This window comes from Mycobacterium sp. IDR2000157661, from assembly GCF_022317005.1.
Lineage (GTDB): Bacteria > Actinomycetota > Actinomycetes > Mycobacteriales > Mycobacteriaceae > Mycobacterium.
In genome coordinates, this window is sequence record NZ_CP081006.1 from 1713373 (window position 1) to 1729761 (window position 16389).

At 66.8% G+C, this 16389-nt stretch carries 16 protein-coding genes; 7 read left to right on the forward strand and 9 right to left on the reverse strand.

Translation table 11 applies throughout. From position 1 onward, the window contains the following. Nucleotides 1-39: 39 nt before the first annotated feature. Complete coding sequence (locus K3G64_RS09225) at nucleotides 40-1236, forward strand: N-acetylmuramoyl-L-alanine amidase (RefSeq protein WP_238949297.1); 1197 nt, start codon at nucleotides 40-42, stop codon at nucleotides 1234-1236. On the opposite strand, the gene K3G64_RS09230 is transcribed toward K3G64_RS09225, so the two are convergent. The 9 genes from K3G64_RS09230 to rpmH all read right to left on the reverse strand — a co-directional run bounded on the left by K3G64_RS09230 (nucleotide 1237) and on the right by rpmH (nucleotide 7578). Then, complete coding sequence (locus K3G64_RS09230) at nucleotides 1237-1983, reverse strand: acetyltransferase (protein ID WP_238949298.1); 747 nt, start codon at nucleotides 1981-1983, stop codon at nucleotides 1237-1239. It lies immediately after the preceding gene. A gap of 206 nt (nucleotides 1984-2189) precedes the next feature. Beyond that, nucleotides 2190-3182 carry a ParB/RepB/Spo0J family partition protein gene (locus tag K3G64_RS09235; RefSeq protein WP_238949299.1) on the reverse strand — a complete coding sequence of 331 codons (993 nt, stop codon included), beginning with the start codon at nucleotides 3180-3182 and terminating at the stop codon, nucleotides 2190-2192. A 108-nt stretch (nucleotides 3183-3290) separates the two neighbouring features. Beyond that, complete coding sequence (locus K3G64_RS09240) at nucleotides 3291-4268, reverse strand: ParA family protein (RefSeq protein ID WP_370647132.1); 978 nt, start codon at nucleotides 4266-4268, stop codon at nucleotides 3291-3293. Then, a complete protein-coding gene (rsmG, locus tag K3G64_RS09245) occupies nucleotides 4265-4945 on the reverse strand; it encodes a 16S rRNA (guanine(527)-N(7))-methyltransferase RsmG (RefSeq protein ID WP_238949300.1) in 681 nt (226 codons plus the stop codon). The genes K3G64_RS09240 and rsmG overlap by 4 nt, the downstream gene beginning before the upstream one ends. Nucleotides 4946-5009: 64 nt before the next feature. After that, on the reverse strand, nucleotides 5010-5546 hold the full coding sequence (locus K3G64_RS09250; protein ID WP_238949301.1) for a Jag family protein: 537 nt from the start codon (nucleotides 5544-5546) through the stop codon (nucleotides 5010-5012). A 38-nt stretch (nucleotides 5547-5584) separates the two neighbouring features. Continuing rightward, on the reverse strand, nucleotides 5585-6655 hold the full coding sequence (gene yidC / locus K3G64_RS09255; protein WP_238950548.1) for a membrane protein insertase YidC: 1071 nt from the start codon (nucleotides 6653-6655) through the stop codon (nucleotides 5585-5587). Nucleotides 6656-6698: 43 nt separating this feature from the next. After that, the gene (yidD, locus tag K3G64_RS09260) at nucleotides 6699-7022 is read right to left on the reverse strand and encodes a membrane protein insertion efficiency factor YidD (protein WP_238950550.1); all 324 of its coding nucleotides are present in this window, start codon (nucleotides 7020-7022) and stop codon (nucleotides 6699-6701) included. A 26-nt stretch (nucleotides 7023-7048) separates the two neighbouring features. Further along, nucleotides 7049-7402, reverse strand: coding sequence for a ribonuclease P protein component (rnpA, locus tag K3G64_RS09265; RefSeq protein ID WP_238949302.1), 354 nt, complete (start codon nucleotides 7400-7402; stop codon nucleotides 7049-7051). A gap of 32 nt (nucleotides 7403-7434) precedes the next feature. Beyond that, nucleotides 7435-7578, reverse strand: coding sequence for a 50S ribosomal protein L34 (rpmH, locus tag K3G64_RS09270; protein WP_015310228.1), 144 nt, complete (start codon nucleotides 7576-7578; stop codon nucleotides 7435-7437). A gap of 554 nt (nucleotides 7579-8132) precedes the next feature. On the opposite strand from rpmH, the gene dnaA reads away from it, so the two are divergent. From dnaA to gyrB, 6 genes are all read left to right on the forward strand, one after another. After that, nucleotides 8133-9662 (forward strand): chromosomal replication initiator protein DnaA, encoded by a 1530-nt coding sequence (gene dnaA, locus K3G64_RS09275; protein ID WP_238949303.1) that lies wholly within the window; start codon nucleotides 8133-8135, stop codon nucleotides 9660-9662. 547 nt (nucleotides 9663-10209) lie between these two features. Further along, complete coding sequence (dnaN, locus tag K3G64_RS09280) at nucleotides 10210-11409, forward strand: DNA polymerase III subunit beta (RefSeq protein ID WP_238949304.1); 1200 nt, start codon at nucleotides 10210-10212, stop codon at nucleotides 11407-11409. 32 nt (nucleotides 11410-11441) lie between these two features. Next, complete coding sequence (gnd, locus tag K3G64_RS09285) at nucleotides 11442-12335, forward strand: phosphogluconate dehydrogenase (NAD(+)-dependent, decarboxylating) (RefSeq protein ID WP_238949305.1); 894 nt, start codon at nucleotides 11442-11444, stop codon at nucleotides 12333-12335. A gap of 8 nt (nucleotides 12336-12343) precedes the next feature. Next, nucleotides 12344-13507 (forward strand): DNA replication/repair protein RecF, encoded by a 1164-nt coding sequence (gene recF / locus K3G64_RS09290; protein WP_238949306.1) that lies wholly within the window; start codon nucleotides 12344-12346, stop codon nucleotides 13505-13507. Further along, entirely contained in the window at nucleotides 13504-14082 is a 579-nt protein-coding gene (locus K3G64_RS09295; protein ID WP_305071280.1) for a DUF721 family protein, read from the forward strand. Before recF ends, K3G64_RS09295 begins: the two co-directional genes overlap by 4 nt. A gap of 235 nt (nucleotides 14083-14317) precedes the next feature. Then, nucleotides 14318-16345, forward strand: coding sequence for a DNA topoisomerase (ATP-hydrolyzing) subunit B (gyrB, locus tag K3G64_RS09300; protein WP_238949307.1), 2028 nt, complete (start codon nucleotides 14318-14320; stop codon nucleotides 16343-16345). Nucleotides 16346-16389 lie beyond the last annotated feature (44 nt).

A 16389-nucleotide genomic window follows, 5' to 3' on the forward strand; every position in this document is an offset into this window, starting at 1 on the left:
GCCGTCGCACAGCTGACCACCGTGTCCGAAAGGCCGCATATGTCCAGTCTGCGTCGCGGTGACCGCGGAGGTGCGGTCACCGAGATCAGGGCTGCGCTGGCCGCTCTGGGCATGCTCGCCGACCCCGACGAGGAGCTCACCACCGGAAAGCACGTCGCGGTGGACGCCTTCGACGACGAACTCGACCATGCAGTCCGCGCCTTCCAACAGCACCGCGGTCTGCTCGTCGACGGGATCGTCGGGGAGGCGACCTACCGCGCGCTCAAGGAGGCCTCGTACCGCCTCGGCGCGCGCACGTTGAGCCATCACTTCGGTGCGCCGATGTTCGGCGACGACGTGGCCACTCTGCAAGCGCGGCTGCAGGACCTCGGGTTCTACACCGGCCTCGTCGACGGCCACTTCGGTCTGACCACCCACAACGCGCTGATGTCGTACCAGCGCGAGTACGGCCTGTACCCGGATGGGATCTGCGGGCCGGAGACGTTGCGCTCGTTGTACTTTCTGGGCTCCCGCGTGACCGGCGGCTCGCCGCACGCGATCCGGGAGGAGGAGCTGGTCCGCACCTCCGGCCCTCGGCTATCCGGCAAGCGCATCATCATCGACCCGGGCCGCGGAGGCGACGACCACGGCTTGATCATGCAGGGCCCTGGCGGCCCGATCAGCGAGTCGGACATTCTGTGGGACTTGGCCAGTCGGCTCGAGGGTCGTATGACCGCGATCGGTATGGAGACGTTCCTGTCGCATCCGGCCAACCGCGCACCGTCTGACGCCGAACGCGCCGCGACCGCCAACACCGTCGGCGCCGACCTGATGATCAGCCTTCGTTGCGCCGCCCAGGCCAGTCCGGCCGCCAACGGCGTGGCGTCGTTCCACTTCGGCAACTCGCACGGTTCGGTCTCAACCATCGGGCGCAATCTGGCCGACTTCATCCAGCGAGAAGTCGTGGCGCGCACCGGTTTACGCGACTGCCGGACACACGGGCGCACCTGGGATCTGCTGCGGTTGACCCGGATGGCCACCGTACAGGTCGACGTCGGCTACATCACCAACCCGCGTGACCGCGCCATGTTGGTTTCCACCCACACCCGCGACTCGGTCGCCGAGGGCATCCTGGCAGCGGTCAAGCGGCTCTATCTGCTCGGCAAGAACGACCGGCCCACAGGAACTTTCACGTTCGCCGAGCTGTTGGCCCACGAGCTGTCGGTGGAACAGGCCGGCCGGGTCAGCCCTTCGTAATCACCGGTAGGGGCTTGCGCCCGCTCCCACCGGCTGCTGCAGCTGCGCGGCCTCCAACAACCGCTCCAGCGCCGCTTCCACATCCGCCTTCCAGCCCAGCCCCTGTTCGAGCTCGAGCCGCAGCCGCGGGAAGTAGCGGTGCTGTGCCACCACGACGAAGCCCGAGTCACGCAGCAGATCGGCGTCGAGCGTGCACTGCTCGACCGAACAATCCCCCAGCACCTCGACGACGGGTCGCAGGGCCGGCGTCATCACGCCCGGCTCGTGCAGTTCACTGACCTCGGCGGTGTGCCCGAAGGCCTCCAGTGCGCGCGCACCGCGGCGCACCAGATCGCCGACGACCGCTGCGATCAAGCTGCGCGGGATCCCCTCGGCGTCCGCGCCGGACTCCACCCCGAGCGAGGTGAGCAACACGGCGTCGGCGCTCACCGGCGCGGTCGGAAAGTGCCGGGCGCGCGGCACTGCGCCCGGTGGCGCATAGAAGGCGTAGCCGAGGCAGGCCTCGTCACCGGTGAGCACCCCGAGCTCGCCGTCGACATCGGGTGGGCACTGCACCGCGAGCTGTCCGCACGAGCCCCACTCGAGCATGACCATCGACAGCCACGCTTCCTTCTCGAACTCGGGGTCGGACAGCTGGTCGTCGGCGGCCAGAGTGAGCGGATCGACCTCCCAGTACACGCACCGCCGGGCGTGCTTGGGCAGCTGCTCGAACGCCTCGAGCCGCAGGGGCGTGATTCGTGCCGACACTAGACTCCCCGGGTCCTGCGCGATGCGGACATGCGCGGTTGCCCCTCCAGGATAGAAGGCCGCGGCGGAGCCGGCCTCCTTTCCGTCCGCACACCCCCGCCCGCGCGGAGCGAGTACGAAAGTCGTTGCCACACAGCAGTTTTCTTTCTGGTCGGCGGACGGAGCGGGCCCGGTGTCACAGTGACGTAATTACCGCGTGTCGTCGGTCAGGCCTCGGACGCGTTCATCAACTCGACGATGCGCTGCAAGTCGTCGACCGATCCGAACTCCACCACGATCTTGCCCTTGCGTTTGCCGAGGCTCACCGTGACCCGCGTGTCGAAGGCCGTCGACAGCCGTTCAGCAACGTCCTGCAACCCCGGCATGCTGATCGGCTTGCGCTTGGGCGCCGACGGGGTGCCCGGCCCGGCGCGGTTGGCCAGCGTCACGGCCTCCTCGGTCGCCCGCACCGAGAGTCCCTCGGCGACGATGCGCGCGGCGAGCTCCTCCTGCTTCTCCGGGCCGCCCTCCAAAGACAGCAGAGCCCGCGCATGGCCGGCCGACAGTACGCCGGCGGCGACGCGCCGCTGCACCGCGATGGGCAGGCGCAACAGCCGGATCATGTTCGAGATCAGCGGGCGGGACCGCCCGATGCGGGCCGCCAGTTCATCGTGCGTGACGCCGAACTCGTCGAGCAGCTGTTGATAGGCTGCCGCCTCTTCCAACGGATTGAGCTGAACGCGGTGGATGTTCTCCAGCAGCGCATCGCGCAGCATGTTGTCGTCGCCGGTCTCGCGGACGATCGCCGGGATGGCGGTCAGGCCGGCCTCCTGGGCGGCGCGCCAACGCCGCTCCCCCATGACGAGTTGGTAGCGCGCGGCACCCGGCTGCGGATCGGTCAGGGCGCGAACGACGATCGGCTGCATGAGCCCGAACTCGCGGATCGAGTGCACGAGTTCGGCGAGCGCCTCTTCGTCGAAGACCTGGCGCGGCTGGCGCGGATTCGGCTCGATCGACGACGGGTCGACCTCCCGGTACACGGCGCCGACAGGGGCGCCGTCCGTCGGGGCGCCGCTCGGTCCACCGATGACGACATCGGCGGCGGCGTCACCCATGCGGGGACCGAACGAGGACGACGGGTCGCCGTCGGCCGGTCCGGTGGGGATGAGCGAGGCGAGGCCCCGGCCGAGGCCGCTGCGCTTGCGGGTGGGTTGGGTCATGTCCGGTCTCCTGTTCGAGCAAGCACTCAGCGGTCGTGTCGGTTCATGCTTTTCCGTCTGCTCTTCGCGCAAGCGCTCATCGGTGTCCTCTGCTCTTCGCGCAAGCGCTCATCGGCGCTCCGCGATTTCGCGGCTCGCGTCCAAGTAGCTCATCGCCCCGCGCGATCCGGGGTCGTAGTCCAGGATCGTCATTCCGTAGCCCGGCGCCTCGGACACCTTCACACTGCGCGGGATGACGGTGCGCAGCACCTTGTCGCCGAAATGGGAGCGGACGTCCGAGGCGACCTGATCGGCCAGCTTGGTCCGTCCGTCGTACATCGTCAGGATCACCGTTGACACATCGAGCGCCGGATTGAGGTGGGCCTTGACCATCTCGATGGTGCGCATCAACTGGCCCACGCCTTCCAACGCGTAGTACTCGCATTGGATCGGGATGAGCACCTCGGGCGCGGCGACGAACGCGTTGATGGTCAGCAGGCCCAGCGACGGCGGGCAGTCAATGAAGACGTAGTCGAAGTTGTAGTCGTGCAGGCCGGCCAGCGCGCTCCGCAGCCGGCCCTCGCGCGCGACCATGCTGACCAATTCGATCTCGGCGCCGGCCAGGTCGATGGTCGCGGGAACACAGTAGAGGCGCTCGCTGTGTGGGCTTCGCTGCAGCGCCTCGCGTAGCGGAAGCTCGCCGATCAGCACCTCGTAGGACGATGGTGTGCCCGGGCGATGCTCGATACCCAGCGCGGTGCTGGCGTTGCCCTGTGGGTCCAGGTCGATCACGAGCGTCTGCAGTCCCTGCAGGGCCAGCGCCGCCGCGACGTTGACCGCGGTGGTCGTCTTGCCGACGCCGCCCTTCTGGTTCGCGATCGTGAACACCCGCTGCCGGTCCGGCCGGGGCAGTGTGCCCCTGGCGGCGGCGTGGAGCAACCGAACCGCACGTTCGGCCTCGGCACCGATCGGGGTGTCCAGGCCGACGGGCTCCGTCCAGCCGCTCTCCGGCGCGGCCGCTTCGGCCCATGTTTCACGTGAAACCTGGCCGGCATCCGGAGGTGATCCCGTCGTCGCGTCCGGCGCCGCGCCCTGCTCTGGGCTCACCCGCGCCTCCGACCCGCCGGGCGGTGCGCTACCGCCTCCTGCCGTCGAGCCACGACCACCGTCGCGGGAGGAACCAAGTAGTCCGCGCCACACCTCAACACCCTTACATCGGCCGCGCCGAGCGACGCAATCACACGCCGATGGTCGCGGATCTCTTCCTCGGCCCGCTCGCCCTTCAGCGCGAGCATCTCGCCGCCGACACGAAGCAACGGGATACTCCATCGCGCCAGCTTGTCCAGCGATGCCACCGCCCTGGAGACAACAGCGTCCATCTCCCCCACTTGTGTTCGCACCGACGGCTCCTCGGCCCGACCGCGTACCACCGTCACCTCCAACTCGAGCTCATCCACCACCTCGCGCAAAAAGTCGCTGCGCCGGAGAAGCGGCTCGATCAATGTCATTTTCAGGTCCGGCCGAGCCACCGCCAACGGTATCCCGGGCAGGCCCGCGCCACTACCGATGTCGGCAACCCGGGAGCCTTGCCGGATCAGTTCACCAACGGCCGCGCTGTTGAGCAGGTGTCGGTCCCACAGCCGCTCGACTTCGCGGGGACCGATCAGCCCGCGCTCGACGCCGGCCTCGGCCAGGCTGGCCGCGTAACGTTCCGCCAACGCCAGGCGCGGACCGAACACGGCTGCGGCGACGTCCGGAGTGCTCGGCAACTCGCCATGTTTCACGTGAAACCGCCTCCGAATCCCCGCGCCCGGACCGGGCGCCGCCGCGAACTACACGCATGTAACTTCAGCCGCGGTCGGCCAACACGACGACCCGACGCGACGGCTCCACACCCTCGCTTTCGCTGTGCACACCATCGATGGCCGCCACGGCGTCGTGGACGATCTTGCGCTCGAACGGCGTCATCGGTGCCAACTCCTCGCGCTGACCGGTCTCCAGCACCTGCCGCGCCACCTTCTCCCCCAGCGCGGCCAGCTCGTCACGGCGGCGGCGTCGCCACCGCGCGATGTCCAGCATCAGCCGGCTGCGCTCACCGGTCTTCTGGTGCACGGCGAGGCGGGTCAGCTCCTGAAGCGCGTCGAGCACCTCGCCCTTGCGGCCGACCAACTTGTTCAGGTCGCCACCGCCGTCGATGCTCACCACCGCGCGATCGCCCTCGACGTCCAGATCGATGTCGCCGTCGAAGTCCAGCAGGTCCAACAACTCCTCGAGGTAGTCGCCGGCGATCTCGCCTTCGGCGACCAAGCGCTCCTCCAGATCTTCCTCGACGACCGTCGGGGTCTCCAGGTCCTCGCCGCGCTCCGCGGTCTCAGCATCAGTCATGACTGCCCCTCCTCATCACTTCGATACACCCTCGGGTGTCAACGTTTACGTTTCTTCGGTCGCGCACCGGGTCTCGGACTGGCGCCCGGGCGCGGCGTGCGGTTGCTCGCACCGGTGGTGGTCTTGCCGGGACGGCTACTGCTCGCCGGCTTCTCGTCTGCGGCGCCGTTCTCGCTCTCGCCGTCGGTGCTCTCGGGAGCCTGGATGGCCTCGCCGTCGGTGCTCTCGGGTGCCGCGGTCTTGGCCTTCCGATCGCGTTTGGGCTTGGCCCCCGGGGGCGGCGCGTTCTTCGCCTGCCGCTCCTGCGCGGCGACCTTCTTCGCCTCTTCTTCCTTCTCGATCTTGCCGAACACGTAGTGCTGTTGGCCGAACGTCCAGATGTTGTTGGCAAGCCAGTACATGATCACCGCCAGCGGCAGGAACGGTCCGCCGACGACGACGCCGAGCGGAAACACGTACAGCGCCAGCTTGTTCATCATCGCGGTCTGCGGGTTGGCCGCGGCCTCCGGACTTTGGCGGGCCACTGACGCGCGGCTGTTGAAGTACGTCGCGATGCCCGCCAGCACCATGATGGGCACGCCCACCGCGATCACGGCCGCACGGTTGAACTCGGTGAAGGCCTCCAGGCCGTGCTGCTGAATCATCGTCGCGCTCAGCGGCGCACCGAACAGGTTGGCGTCGAGGAAGTTGCCGACGTCGGTTGCGCTGAACACGTAGTTGCCTAGCGAGCGGTTCTCCTCCACCGACAGCCCCAGCCGGCCGATACCGGTCTGGGTTCGGTTGAACGACATCAGCACGTGGTAGAGCCCGAGAAACACCGGGATCTGCGCCAGCATCGGCAGGCATCCGAGAATCGGGTTGAACCCGTGCTCGCGCTGGAGCTTCTGCATCTCCAGCGCCATTCGCTGGCGGTCCTTGCCGTACTTCTTCTGCAGCGCCTTGATCTGCGGCTGCAGCTCCTGCATCTGCCGCGTCGTGCGGATCTGCCGGACGAAGGGCTTGTAGAGGATCGCGCGCAGGGTGAACACCAGGAACATCACCGACAGCGCCCAAGCGAAGAAGTTGGACGGGCCCAGGAGGAAGGCGAACAGCTTGTACCAGACCCACATGATCGCCGACACCGGGTAGTAGATGATGTCGAGGCTGAACCAGTTAAACACGCGTCTCGCTTCCTGATCGCAATGCCGGGCTGTCCCCGACCACGTCTGCGGAGCCCCGATCGGCTTCGGCTGCGCCGGCACACGAGTGCGTGTCGCCGGACCGCTCCGGTATCGGGTCCCATCCTCCCTTATGCCAGGGTCCACATTTCAACAGCCGGACCACCGCCAGCCAGCCGCCTCGCATCAGCCCGTACTCGCTCAGCGCGTCGACGGCGTACTGGCTGCAGGTCGGGGTGAACCGACACGTCGGCAGCCGCAGCGGCGAGATGGTGTGGCGATACAGCTGGATCAGGTAGACCACCGTGCGTACACCCATAGACCTCGACGAGCCCAGAATCCGCCTCACCGGTTCGCACCGCTTCCGGCACGCACGCGGGACAGCGCGGCGCGCAGCTCCTGCTCCAGACGAGCCGACGGGGTCTGCCTGCTACTCGGCAGCGCGCGGATCACCACCCGATCGGCGGGGTCGAGTTCGTCCACAATAGTGCGGGCCACGTGTCGGATTCGGCGCGCGACGCGATGGCGTTGCACCGCGCCGCCAACCGCTTTCGAGACCACCAGGCCGATACGTGGCCCGTCGGATTCGGGCGCGCGCGAAGCGTGCACGACGAGGTCGGGCTGCACAGCCCGCACCCCTCTACTGACCGTGGTGCCGAATTCAGTCGATCGCGTCATCCGGTACCGCGCCGGAAGCACCGTTCTAGACCCTGCGTGAACTCACGTGCGAATCACGCAGTGAGCTTGCGACGGCCCTTGCCCCGGCGGTTCGACACGATCGCCCGGCCGGCCCGAGTCCGCATGCGCAGCCGGAAACCGTGCACGCGCGCGCGGCGCCGGTTGTTCGGCTGGAAGGTCCGCTTGCCCTTGGCCACGGCTGTCTCTCCTCGTCTGCGTGGCGTCCGCAGCCCGATCCGATCACCCTGCACATCGGTTCAGACACGGTCGCCGTTGGTAAGCTCGTCCGTCTCGCTTGCTAGCCGGCGCGGTCTCCGGAGGATTCCGGATCGCAGCCGTATCACCTCTTGCGGGCGACTGTTCGAGGGTACTGACGAGATTTCGCTGGGTCAAACCTGCTCAGACCGCTTCCCAAACCGTAACAACCGCACCGTCTGTCACCCACTTCGCGGCGCGAAAATTATGGCCCGCGGAATGTTGCAGAACGGTTGGCACCCGCCCAGAAAACTGTTAGCTTCTGCCAAGGCCGATTCGATAACGAAACGGCGACGACAGACAACAGGCGAGGATCCCCGACGAGTCGTGAGCCCACAGGACGTCCCTGTGTCGCGCTTCGGATCGCGGCCTCCCCGCCGGTAGACAGCACAACGACGACGACTGTTCCGTTTCCACAACCTGTGGATAACTTTGTGGACAGATCGTCTTCGTTCCATTAGTCATCCCTGGATCGGCCTCGAGGGGGTTCCCGTCTTTGACAGCTGACCCCGACCCCCCGTTCGTGGCCGTCTGGAACACGGTCGTCGCCGAACTCAACCGCGGCCCCGAACCCGGCGGGACGCATGGAGCGTTCAACGGCGACTCCTTCGTGCCCACCCTCACCCCTCAGCAACGAGCGTGGCTGAAGCTCGTCAAACCTTTGGTGATCACCGAGGGGTTTGCTCTTCTGTCGGTTCCCTCGCCGTTCGTGCAGAACGAGATCGAACGGCACCTGCGCGAGCCGATCATCTCGGCACTGAGCCGCCAGCTCGGCCAGCGCGTCGAACTAGGTGTGCGCATCGCCGACCCCGGAACCGAGGAAACCGACGACACCTATGACGGCCACGACCCTCTCCACGCATCGACGGCCGTCCCGACGCCCGCCGACATCGACGAGGTAGACGAGGACTTCGAGGCCCGCGCCAGCGCCGAGGAGAGCTGGCCCACCTACTTCTCCAGCCGGTCGCCGAGCACCCTTGCCGACGACGCCACCGCGGTCAACCTCAACCGGCGCTACACCTTCGACACATTCGTCATCGGCGCCTCGAACCGCTTCGCGCACGCCGCGACACTGGCCATCGCCGAGGCGCCGGCACGGGCATACAACCCGCTGTTCATCTGGGGCGAGTCCGGTCTGGGCAAGACGCATCTGCTGCACGCCGCAGGCAACTACGCCCAGCGGCTGTTCCCCGGCATGCGCGTCAAGTACGTCTCCACCGAGGAATTCACCAACGACTTCATCAACTCGCTGCGCGACGACCGCAAGGCGTCGTTCAAGCGCAGCTACCGCGACATCGACGTTCTGCTCGTCGACGACATCCAGTTCATCGAGGGCAAGGAAGGCATCCAGGAGGAGTTCTTCCATACCTTCAACACGCTGCACAACGCGAACAAGCAGATCGTCATCTCCTCCGACCGGCCACCCAAACAGCTGGCCACTCTCGAGGACCGACTGCGCACCCGATTCGAGTGGGGCCTGATCACCGACGTGCAGCCACCGGAGCTCGAGACACGGATCGCGATCCTGCGCAAGAAGGCCCAGATGGATCGGCTCGACGTTCCAGATGACGTTCTCGAGCTGATCGCCAGCAGCATCGAGCGCAACATCCGCGAGCTCGAAGGCGCGCTGATCCGGGTCACCGCGTTCGCGTCACTGAACAAGACGACGATCGACAGGTCGCTGGCCGAGATAGTGCTGCGCGACCTCATCTCCGATGCCGGCACGATGCAGATCAGCACCGCAGCGATCATGGCCGCGACCGCCGAGTACTTCGAGACCACGGTCGAGGAGCTACGCGGACCGGGCAAGACCCGCGCCCTCGCGCAATCGCGTCAGATCGCCATGTATCTATGCCGGGAACTCACCGACCTCTCGCTGCCGAAGATCGGCCAGGCCTTCGGCCGCGACCACACGACGGTGATGTACGCCGAGAAGAAGATCCGGGGCGAGATGGCCGAACGCCGTGAGGTCTTCGATCACGTCAAGGAACTCACCACCCGAATCCGCCAACGATCCAAGCGCTGATTCGTCGCATTCTGCGCCACGCCACACCCGACGGGCTGCCGTGCGCCCGGCTGCGCCGAAAATCTTCGAAAAATCTTCTGCACCGACTACACCACGAGTCACACCGTTGGCTTGTGCACAGTCATGTGGAGAACCTGGGATCAACGCCGGAATCACCGTCCGAATGCTGCACAACCGCCGATCCCTCCACAGCCTCCCCACCGCCCCCACGGGCGATCCCCAACTAACTCACAGCCGGCCGCCGCACCGAACTGCGCCGACACCCAGCCATCCCCAGCGTGCACAGGCCCTAATACTGTTGCTTGTAAATCTCCCTAGAATCTTCTTCGAAGAAGCGCCTTGGGGAAGCACGGATCCACCCTCGTCCGTCACCGCCGCCGACCACCGATGTCACCCCCATCGATTAGCTTTCAAGTTCTGACGGAAAGCTCTACGGTGAGTCATCGACAGCCGTTACGGTTCGTCGGGACGCATCGGCCCAGGCGCGCGCTCAGACACCGGTAAACCGCTGGTTAATGCTTGTTGTGGTAGTGATCGAAGGGACTCTATGGACGTGGCTACGACAACAGTTGGTGTCACCGATCTGAAGTTCCGCCTGGTACGGGAGGACTTCGCCGACGCTGTGGCCTGGGTGGCACGTAATCTGCCCAGCCGGCCGACTGTTCCGGTGCTGGCCGGTGTGCTGCTGACCGGCTCCGAGGAGGGTCTCACGGTTTCGGGATTCGACTACGAGGTCTCGGCCGAGGTACAGGTTCCAGCCGAGATCGCCTCGCCCGGAAGCGTTTTGGTCTCCGGGCGGCTGTTGTCCGACATCACTCGCGCGTTGCCGGCCAAGCCCATCGATGTCAGTGTCGAGGGCACCCGGGTGTCGTTGACCTGCGGCAGTGCCCGATTCTCCCTGCCGACGATGGCGGTCGAGGACTACCCGACGTTGCCCGCACTGCCCGACGAGACCGGCGTCATCTCCGCGGACCTGTTCGGCGAGGCGATCGGCCAGGTCGCCGTCGCGGCCGGCCGAGACGACACCCTGCCCATGCTCACCGGCATCCGCGTCGAGATCGCCGGTGAGAAAGTCGTTTTGGCGGCTACGGACCGGTTCCGCCTGGCCGTGCGCGAGTTGACCTGGTCCACCATCAGCGCCGACATCGAGGCCGCCGTCCTGGTGCCGGCCAAGACGCTGGCCGAGGCGGCCAAGACGGGCACCGACGGCGGCGATGTCCACCTGTCTCTGGGTTCGGGCGCCGCCGTGGGCAAGGAGGGCCTGCTCGGCATCCGCAGCAACGGCAAGCGCAGTACCACTCGGCTGCTTGACGCCGAGTTCCCGAAGTTCCGTCAGCTGCTGCCCACCGAGCACACCGCGGTCGCCACCATCGGCGTGGCCGAACTCACCGAGGCGATCAAGCGCGTCGCTCTGGTCGCCGACCGGGGCGCGCAGGTCCGGATGGAGTTCAGCGACGATGCGCTGCGGCTGTCGGCCGGCGCCGACGACGTCGGGCGCGCCGAGGAGGATCTGCCGGTGGAGTTCGCAGGCGATCCGTTGACCATCGCGTTCAACCCCACGTATCTGACCGACGGGCTCAGCTCGTTGCACTCCGAGCGCGTGACGTTCGGCTTCACGACACCGAGTCGTCCCGCGGTGTTGCGCCCGGCGAGCGAGGACGGTGACCTCGCCGGTGCGACCGGTCCGTTCCCCGCCGCGCAAACCGACTACGTCTATCTGCTGATGCCGGTGCGGCTTCCCGGCTGACCGGCCCGACGCCAGGAAAGGGGCGTAGATATATGCAACTGGGTTTGGTCGGCCTGGGAAAGATGGGCTTCAACATGCGCGAGCGACTGCGCGATGCGGGCCATGAGGTCATCGGTTACGACCCCCGGCCGGAGGTCTCCGACGTGCCGACACTCGCGGAGCTGGCTGGCGCACTCGAGGCCCCTCGGGTCGTGTGGGTGATGGTGCCGTCCGGGCCGATCACGCGGGAGACCATCGCGAGTCTGGCCGACGAGCTCAGTGCCGGTGACCTGGTCATCGACGGTGGTAACTCGCGCTACACCGAGGACGCGCCGCACGCGAAGATGTTGAACGACAAGGGAATCGAGTTCATCGACGCGGGGGTGTCCGGTGGCGTCTGGGGCCTGAAGGAAGGTTACGGCCTGATGGTCGGCGGCAGCGATGCCGACGTCGAACGTGCCATGCCCATTTTCGACACGCTGCGCCCGCCGGGACCCCGGGAGGACGGTTTCGTGCACGCCGGACCGGTGGGCGCCGGCCACTTCGCGAAGATGGTGCACAACGGTGTCGAGTACGCGCTGATGACCGCTTACGCCGAGGGTTACGAGATGTTGGCAGCCGAGGACCTGATCAAGGATCCGCAGGCGGTCTATCAGGCCTGGACCAACGGCACCGTAGTGCGGTCGTGGTTGCAGCAACTGCTCGCCAGGGCCCTCAAGGAGGATCCCGGCTTCGCCCAGATCTCCGGCTACACCGAGGATTCCGGTGAAGGCCGCTGGACGGTCGAAGAAGCGATCCGGCTTCGGGTGCCGGTGCCCAGCATCGCCGCTGCGTTATTCGCCCGGTTCCTGTCCCGTCAGGACGACTCGCCGACCATGAAGGCCGTCTCGGCCCTGCGCAACCAGTTCGGTGGCCATGCGGTCAAGCGGATCAGCGAGTCGGGATAGGTAATGAGGTGTACCTCCGTCGCGTCCTGCTGACCGACTTTCGATCCTGGCCGCGCGTCGAGCTGGATCTCGAACCGGGGCGCACCGTTTTCGTCGGGCCCAACGGTATCGGCAAAACCAATCTCATTGAGGCGCTTTGGTATTCGTCGACGCTCGGGTCTCACCGGGTCGCCACCGACGCCCCGCTGATCCGCACGGGGGCGCAGCGGGCGGTGGTGTCGACGATTGTCGTCAACGAAGGGCGTGAACTCGCGGTGGATCTCGAGATAACCGCGGGACGGGCGAACAAGGCGCGCCTGAACCGCTCCCCCGTGCGCTCGGCCCGCGAGGTGCTCGGCGCGTTGCGCGCGGTGTTGTTCGCGCCGGAGGACCTGGCGCTGGTGCGGGGCGACCCGGGCGAGCGCCGCCGCTACCTCGATGAGCTGGCGACCACCCGGCGCCCGCAGGTGGCGGCGATCCGCGCGGATTACGAGAAGGTGTTACGACAACGGACGGCATTGCTGAAGACCGCCGCAGGCGCCCGATTCCGCGGTGACCGCAGCGTCTTGGACACCCTCGAGGTGTGGGACGGCCACCTCGCCGAGAAGGGCGCACAGTTGATCGCCGCGCGGGTCGATCTGGTCGACCAATTGGGTCCCGAAGTCGCCAAGGCCTATCAGCACCTGGCGCCGACGTCACGGCCGGCGGCGATCCGATATCGCAGCGGTGTCGATGTCGTCGAGCACGAGGCAGCGGCCGGAACGGGCAGCGTCGAGTTGTTCGAGGCGGCACTGCTGGACGCGGTGGTGCGCAGGCGCGACGCCGAACTCGAACGCGGGGTGTGTCTGGTGGGCCCGCACCGCGACGACTTGGAGCTGCGGCTCGGCGACCAGGTCGCCAAAGGCTTTGCCAGCCATGGTGAATCGTGGTCGATGGCCCTCTCGCTGCGACTGGCGGCCTATGAGTTGTTGCGCAGCGACGGCAGCGGTGATCCGGTGCTGCTGCTCGACGATGTGTTCGCCGAACTCGACAATGCGCGCCGGAATGCCCTGGCGGCGGTGGCGGCGTCGGCCGAGCAGGTGCTGGTGACCGCTGCGGTGGGCGAGGACATCCCGGCCGACTGGGACGCCCGCCGGATCGGGGTGACGATGACCGACGACGACTCCGGTCGGGTATCGAAGGTGCAGCCGTGAGCGACTCAAACGACCCGAGCGACCCGAGCGACGGTGGCGACGTGCGCCCGCCCGAGCACCTGGCGCACCTGGAGGGGATGGACCTGGTCCGCCGGGCTCTCGAGGAGGCGCGCGGCGCGGCGCGCAGCCAGGGCAAGGACGTCGGTCGCGGGCGCCGGTCGATGCCGCGCAGGATCGCCAGGAACAGTCGCCGACGCTGGTCTGGACCCGGCCCCGATCCGCGGGATCCGCAGACGTTCGGTGCGGCGGCCGGCGATCTGGCCCGCGACCGGGGTTGGTCAGCGCGGGTGTCAGAAGGTGCGGTGTTCGGTCGCTGGACGGCCGTCGTCGGCGAGGGGATCGCGGCGCACGCCACGCCGACGTCGCTCACCGACGGGGTGCTGACCATCACGGCCGAGTCGACTGCGTGGGCCACCCAGCTGCGCATGGTGCAGGCCCAGGTGTTGGCGAAGATCGCCGCGGCGGTGGGCGACGGCGTGGTCCGGTCATTGAAGATCGTCGGCCCGATGGGTCCGTCGTGGCGCAAGGGTCGCTATCACATCAGCGGGCGCGGGCCGCGGGACACCTACGGCTGAGGAACCTGTTTCAGCTGTTGTCTGAGAGCCACGTGAACGCGGTGATCATAGTTCTCAAGCGTCCTGACGCACCTCGGATCGAGAAATTCCACAGACGGCTCAAATAGGTATGTAGAAACGCTGCCTCAGAGTCGGTCCTGTCGGCGTCTGACGGTAGGATGGGTGAAGATCCGCGGACGGTCGTTCACCGTCTAGCCAGCCTTCCCCGGCAAGAGACCAAGGAGACGCGTTCAACGTGGCTGCCCAGAAGAAGAATGCTCCCAAGGAGTACGGCGCCGATTCGATCAAGGTGCTCGAAGGTCTGGAAGCGGTTCGCAAGCGCCCGGGCATGTACATCGGGTCCACCGGCGAGCGCGGCCTGCACCACTTGATCTGGGAGGTCGTCGACAACGCCGTCGACGAGGCGATGGCCGGTTTCGCGACAAAAGTGGACGTCACGATCCTGGAAGACGGCGGCGTCGAGGTCACCGACGACGGGCGCGGCATTCCGGTCGGGATGCACGCGACCGGCATCCCCACCGTGGACGTCGTCATGACGGTTCTGCACGCCGGCGGCAAGTTCGAGCAGGGCGCCTACCAGGTGTCGGGCGGCTTGCACGGTGTGGGAGTGTCGGTGGTGAACGCTCTGTCAAGCAGGCTCGAGGCCGACATCAGGACCGATGGCTACGAGTGGTTCCAGACCTACGACCGGTCGGTTCCCGGAACCCTCAAGCAGGGCGAGAAGACGAAGAAGACCGGTACCACGATCCGGTTCTGGGCCGACCCCAATGTCTTCGAGACCACGAATTACGACTTCGAAACGATCGCGCGCCGCCTGCAGGAGATGGCCTTCCTCAACAAGGGTCTGACCATCGAATTGACCGACGAGCGGGTGAGCGCCGAAGAGGTCGTCGACGAGGTGGTCAGCGACACCGCCGAGGCGCCGAAGAGCGCCGACGAGAAGGCCGCCGAGGCCTCGGCCGGCCACAAGGTCAAGCACCGCACCTTCCGCTATCCCGGAGGCCTCGTCGACTTCGTCAAACACATCAACCGGACCAAGACTGCGATCCACCCCAGCGTCATCGACTTCGGCGGCAAGGGGGAAGGGCACGAGGTCGAGATCGCGATGCAGTGGAACGCCGGTTACTCCGAGTCGGTGCACACCTTCGCCAACACCATCAACACCCACGAGGGCGGTACCCACGAAGAAGGCTTCCGTGCGGCGCTGACCTCGGTGGTCAACAAATACGCCAAGGACAAGAAACTTCTCAAGGACAAGGACCCGAACCTCACCGGCGACGACATCCGAGAGGGCCTCGCGGCGGTCATCTCGGTGAAGGTCTCCCAGCCGCAGTTCGAGGGCCAGACCAAGACCAAACTCGGCAATACCGAGGTGAAGTCGTTCGTGCAGAAGATCTGCAACGAGCAGCTCACTCATTGGTTCGAGGCCAACCCTGCCGAAGCGAAAACCGTGGTGAACAAGGCGGTGTCGTCGGCGCAGGCCCGCATCGCGGCGCGCAAGGCACGTGAGTTGGTGCGGCGCAAGAGCGCAACCGACATCGGCGGGCTGCCCGGCAAGCTGGCTGACTGCCGGTCCACCGACCCGCGAAAGTCCGAACTCTATGTGGTGGAGGGCGATTCGGCCGGCGGCTCGGCCAAGAGCGGCCGCGACTCGATGTTCCAGGCGATCCTGCCGTTGCGCGGCAAGATCATCAACGTGGAGAAGGCCCGCATCGACCGGGTGCTGAAGAACACCGAGGTGCAGGCGATCATCACCGCGCTGGGCACCGGCATCCACGACGAGTTCGACCTCGCCAAGCTGCGCTATCACAAGATCGTGTTGATGGCCGACGCCGACGTCGACGGCCAGCACATCTCGACGCTGCTGCTGACGCTGCTGTTCCGGTTCATGAAGCCGCTGATCGAGAACGGGCACGTGTTCCTGGCCCAACCGCCGCTGTACAAGTTGAAGTGGCAGCGCAGCGAACCGGAGTTCGCCTACTCCGACCGGGAGCGCGACGGTCTGCTGGAGACGGGTAAGAAGGCGGGCAAGAGGATCAACGTCGACGACGGCATCCAGCGCTACAAGGGTCTCGGCGAGATGGACGCCAAGGAGCTGTGGGAGACGACGATGGATCCTTCGGTGCGGGTGTTGCGTCAGGTCACCCTCGACGACGCGGCGGCGGCCGACGAACTGTTCTCGATCCTGATGGGCGAGGACGTGGAGGCCCGCCGCAGCTTCATCACCCGCAATGCCAAAGACGTCCGCTTCCTTGATGTCTAGCCGATGCTCAGCGCGAACGTGACGCCACCGTCGCCGCCGAAGTC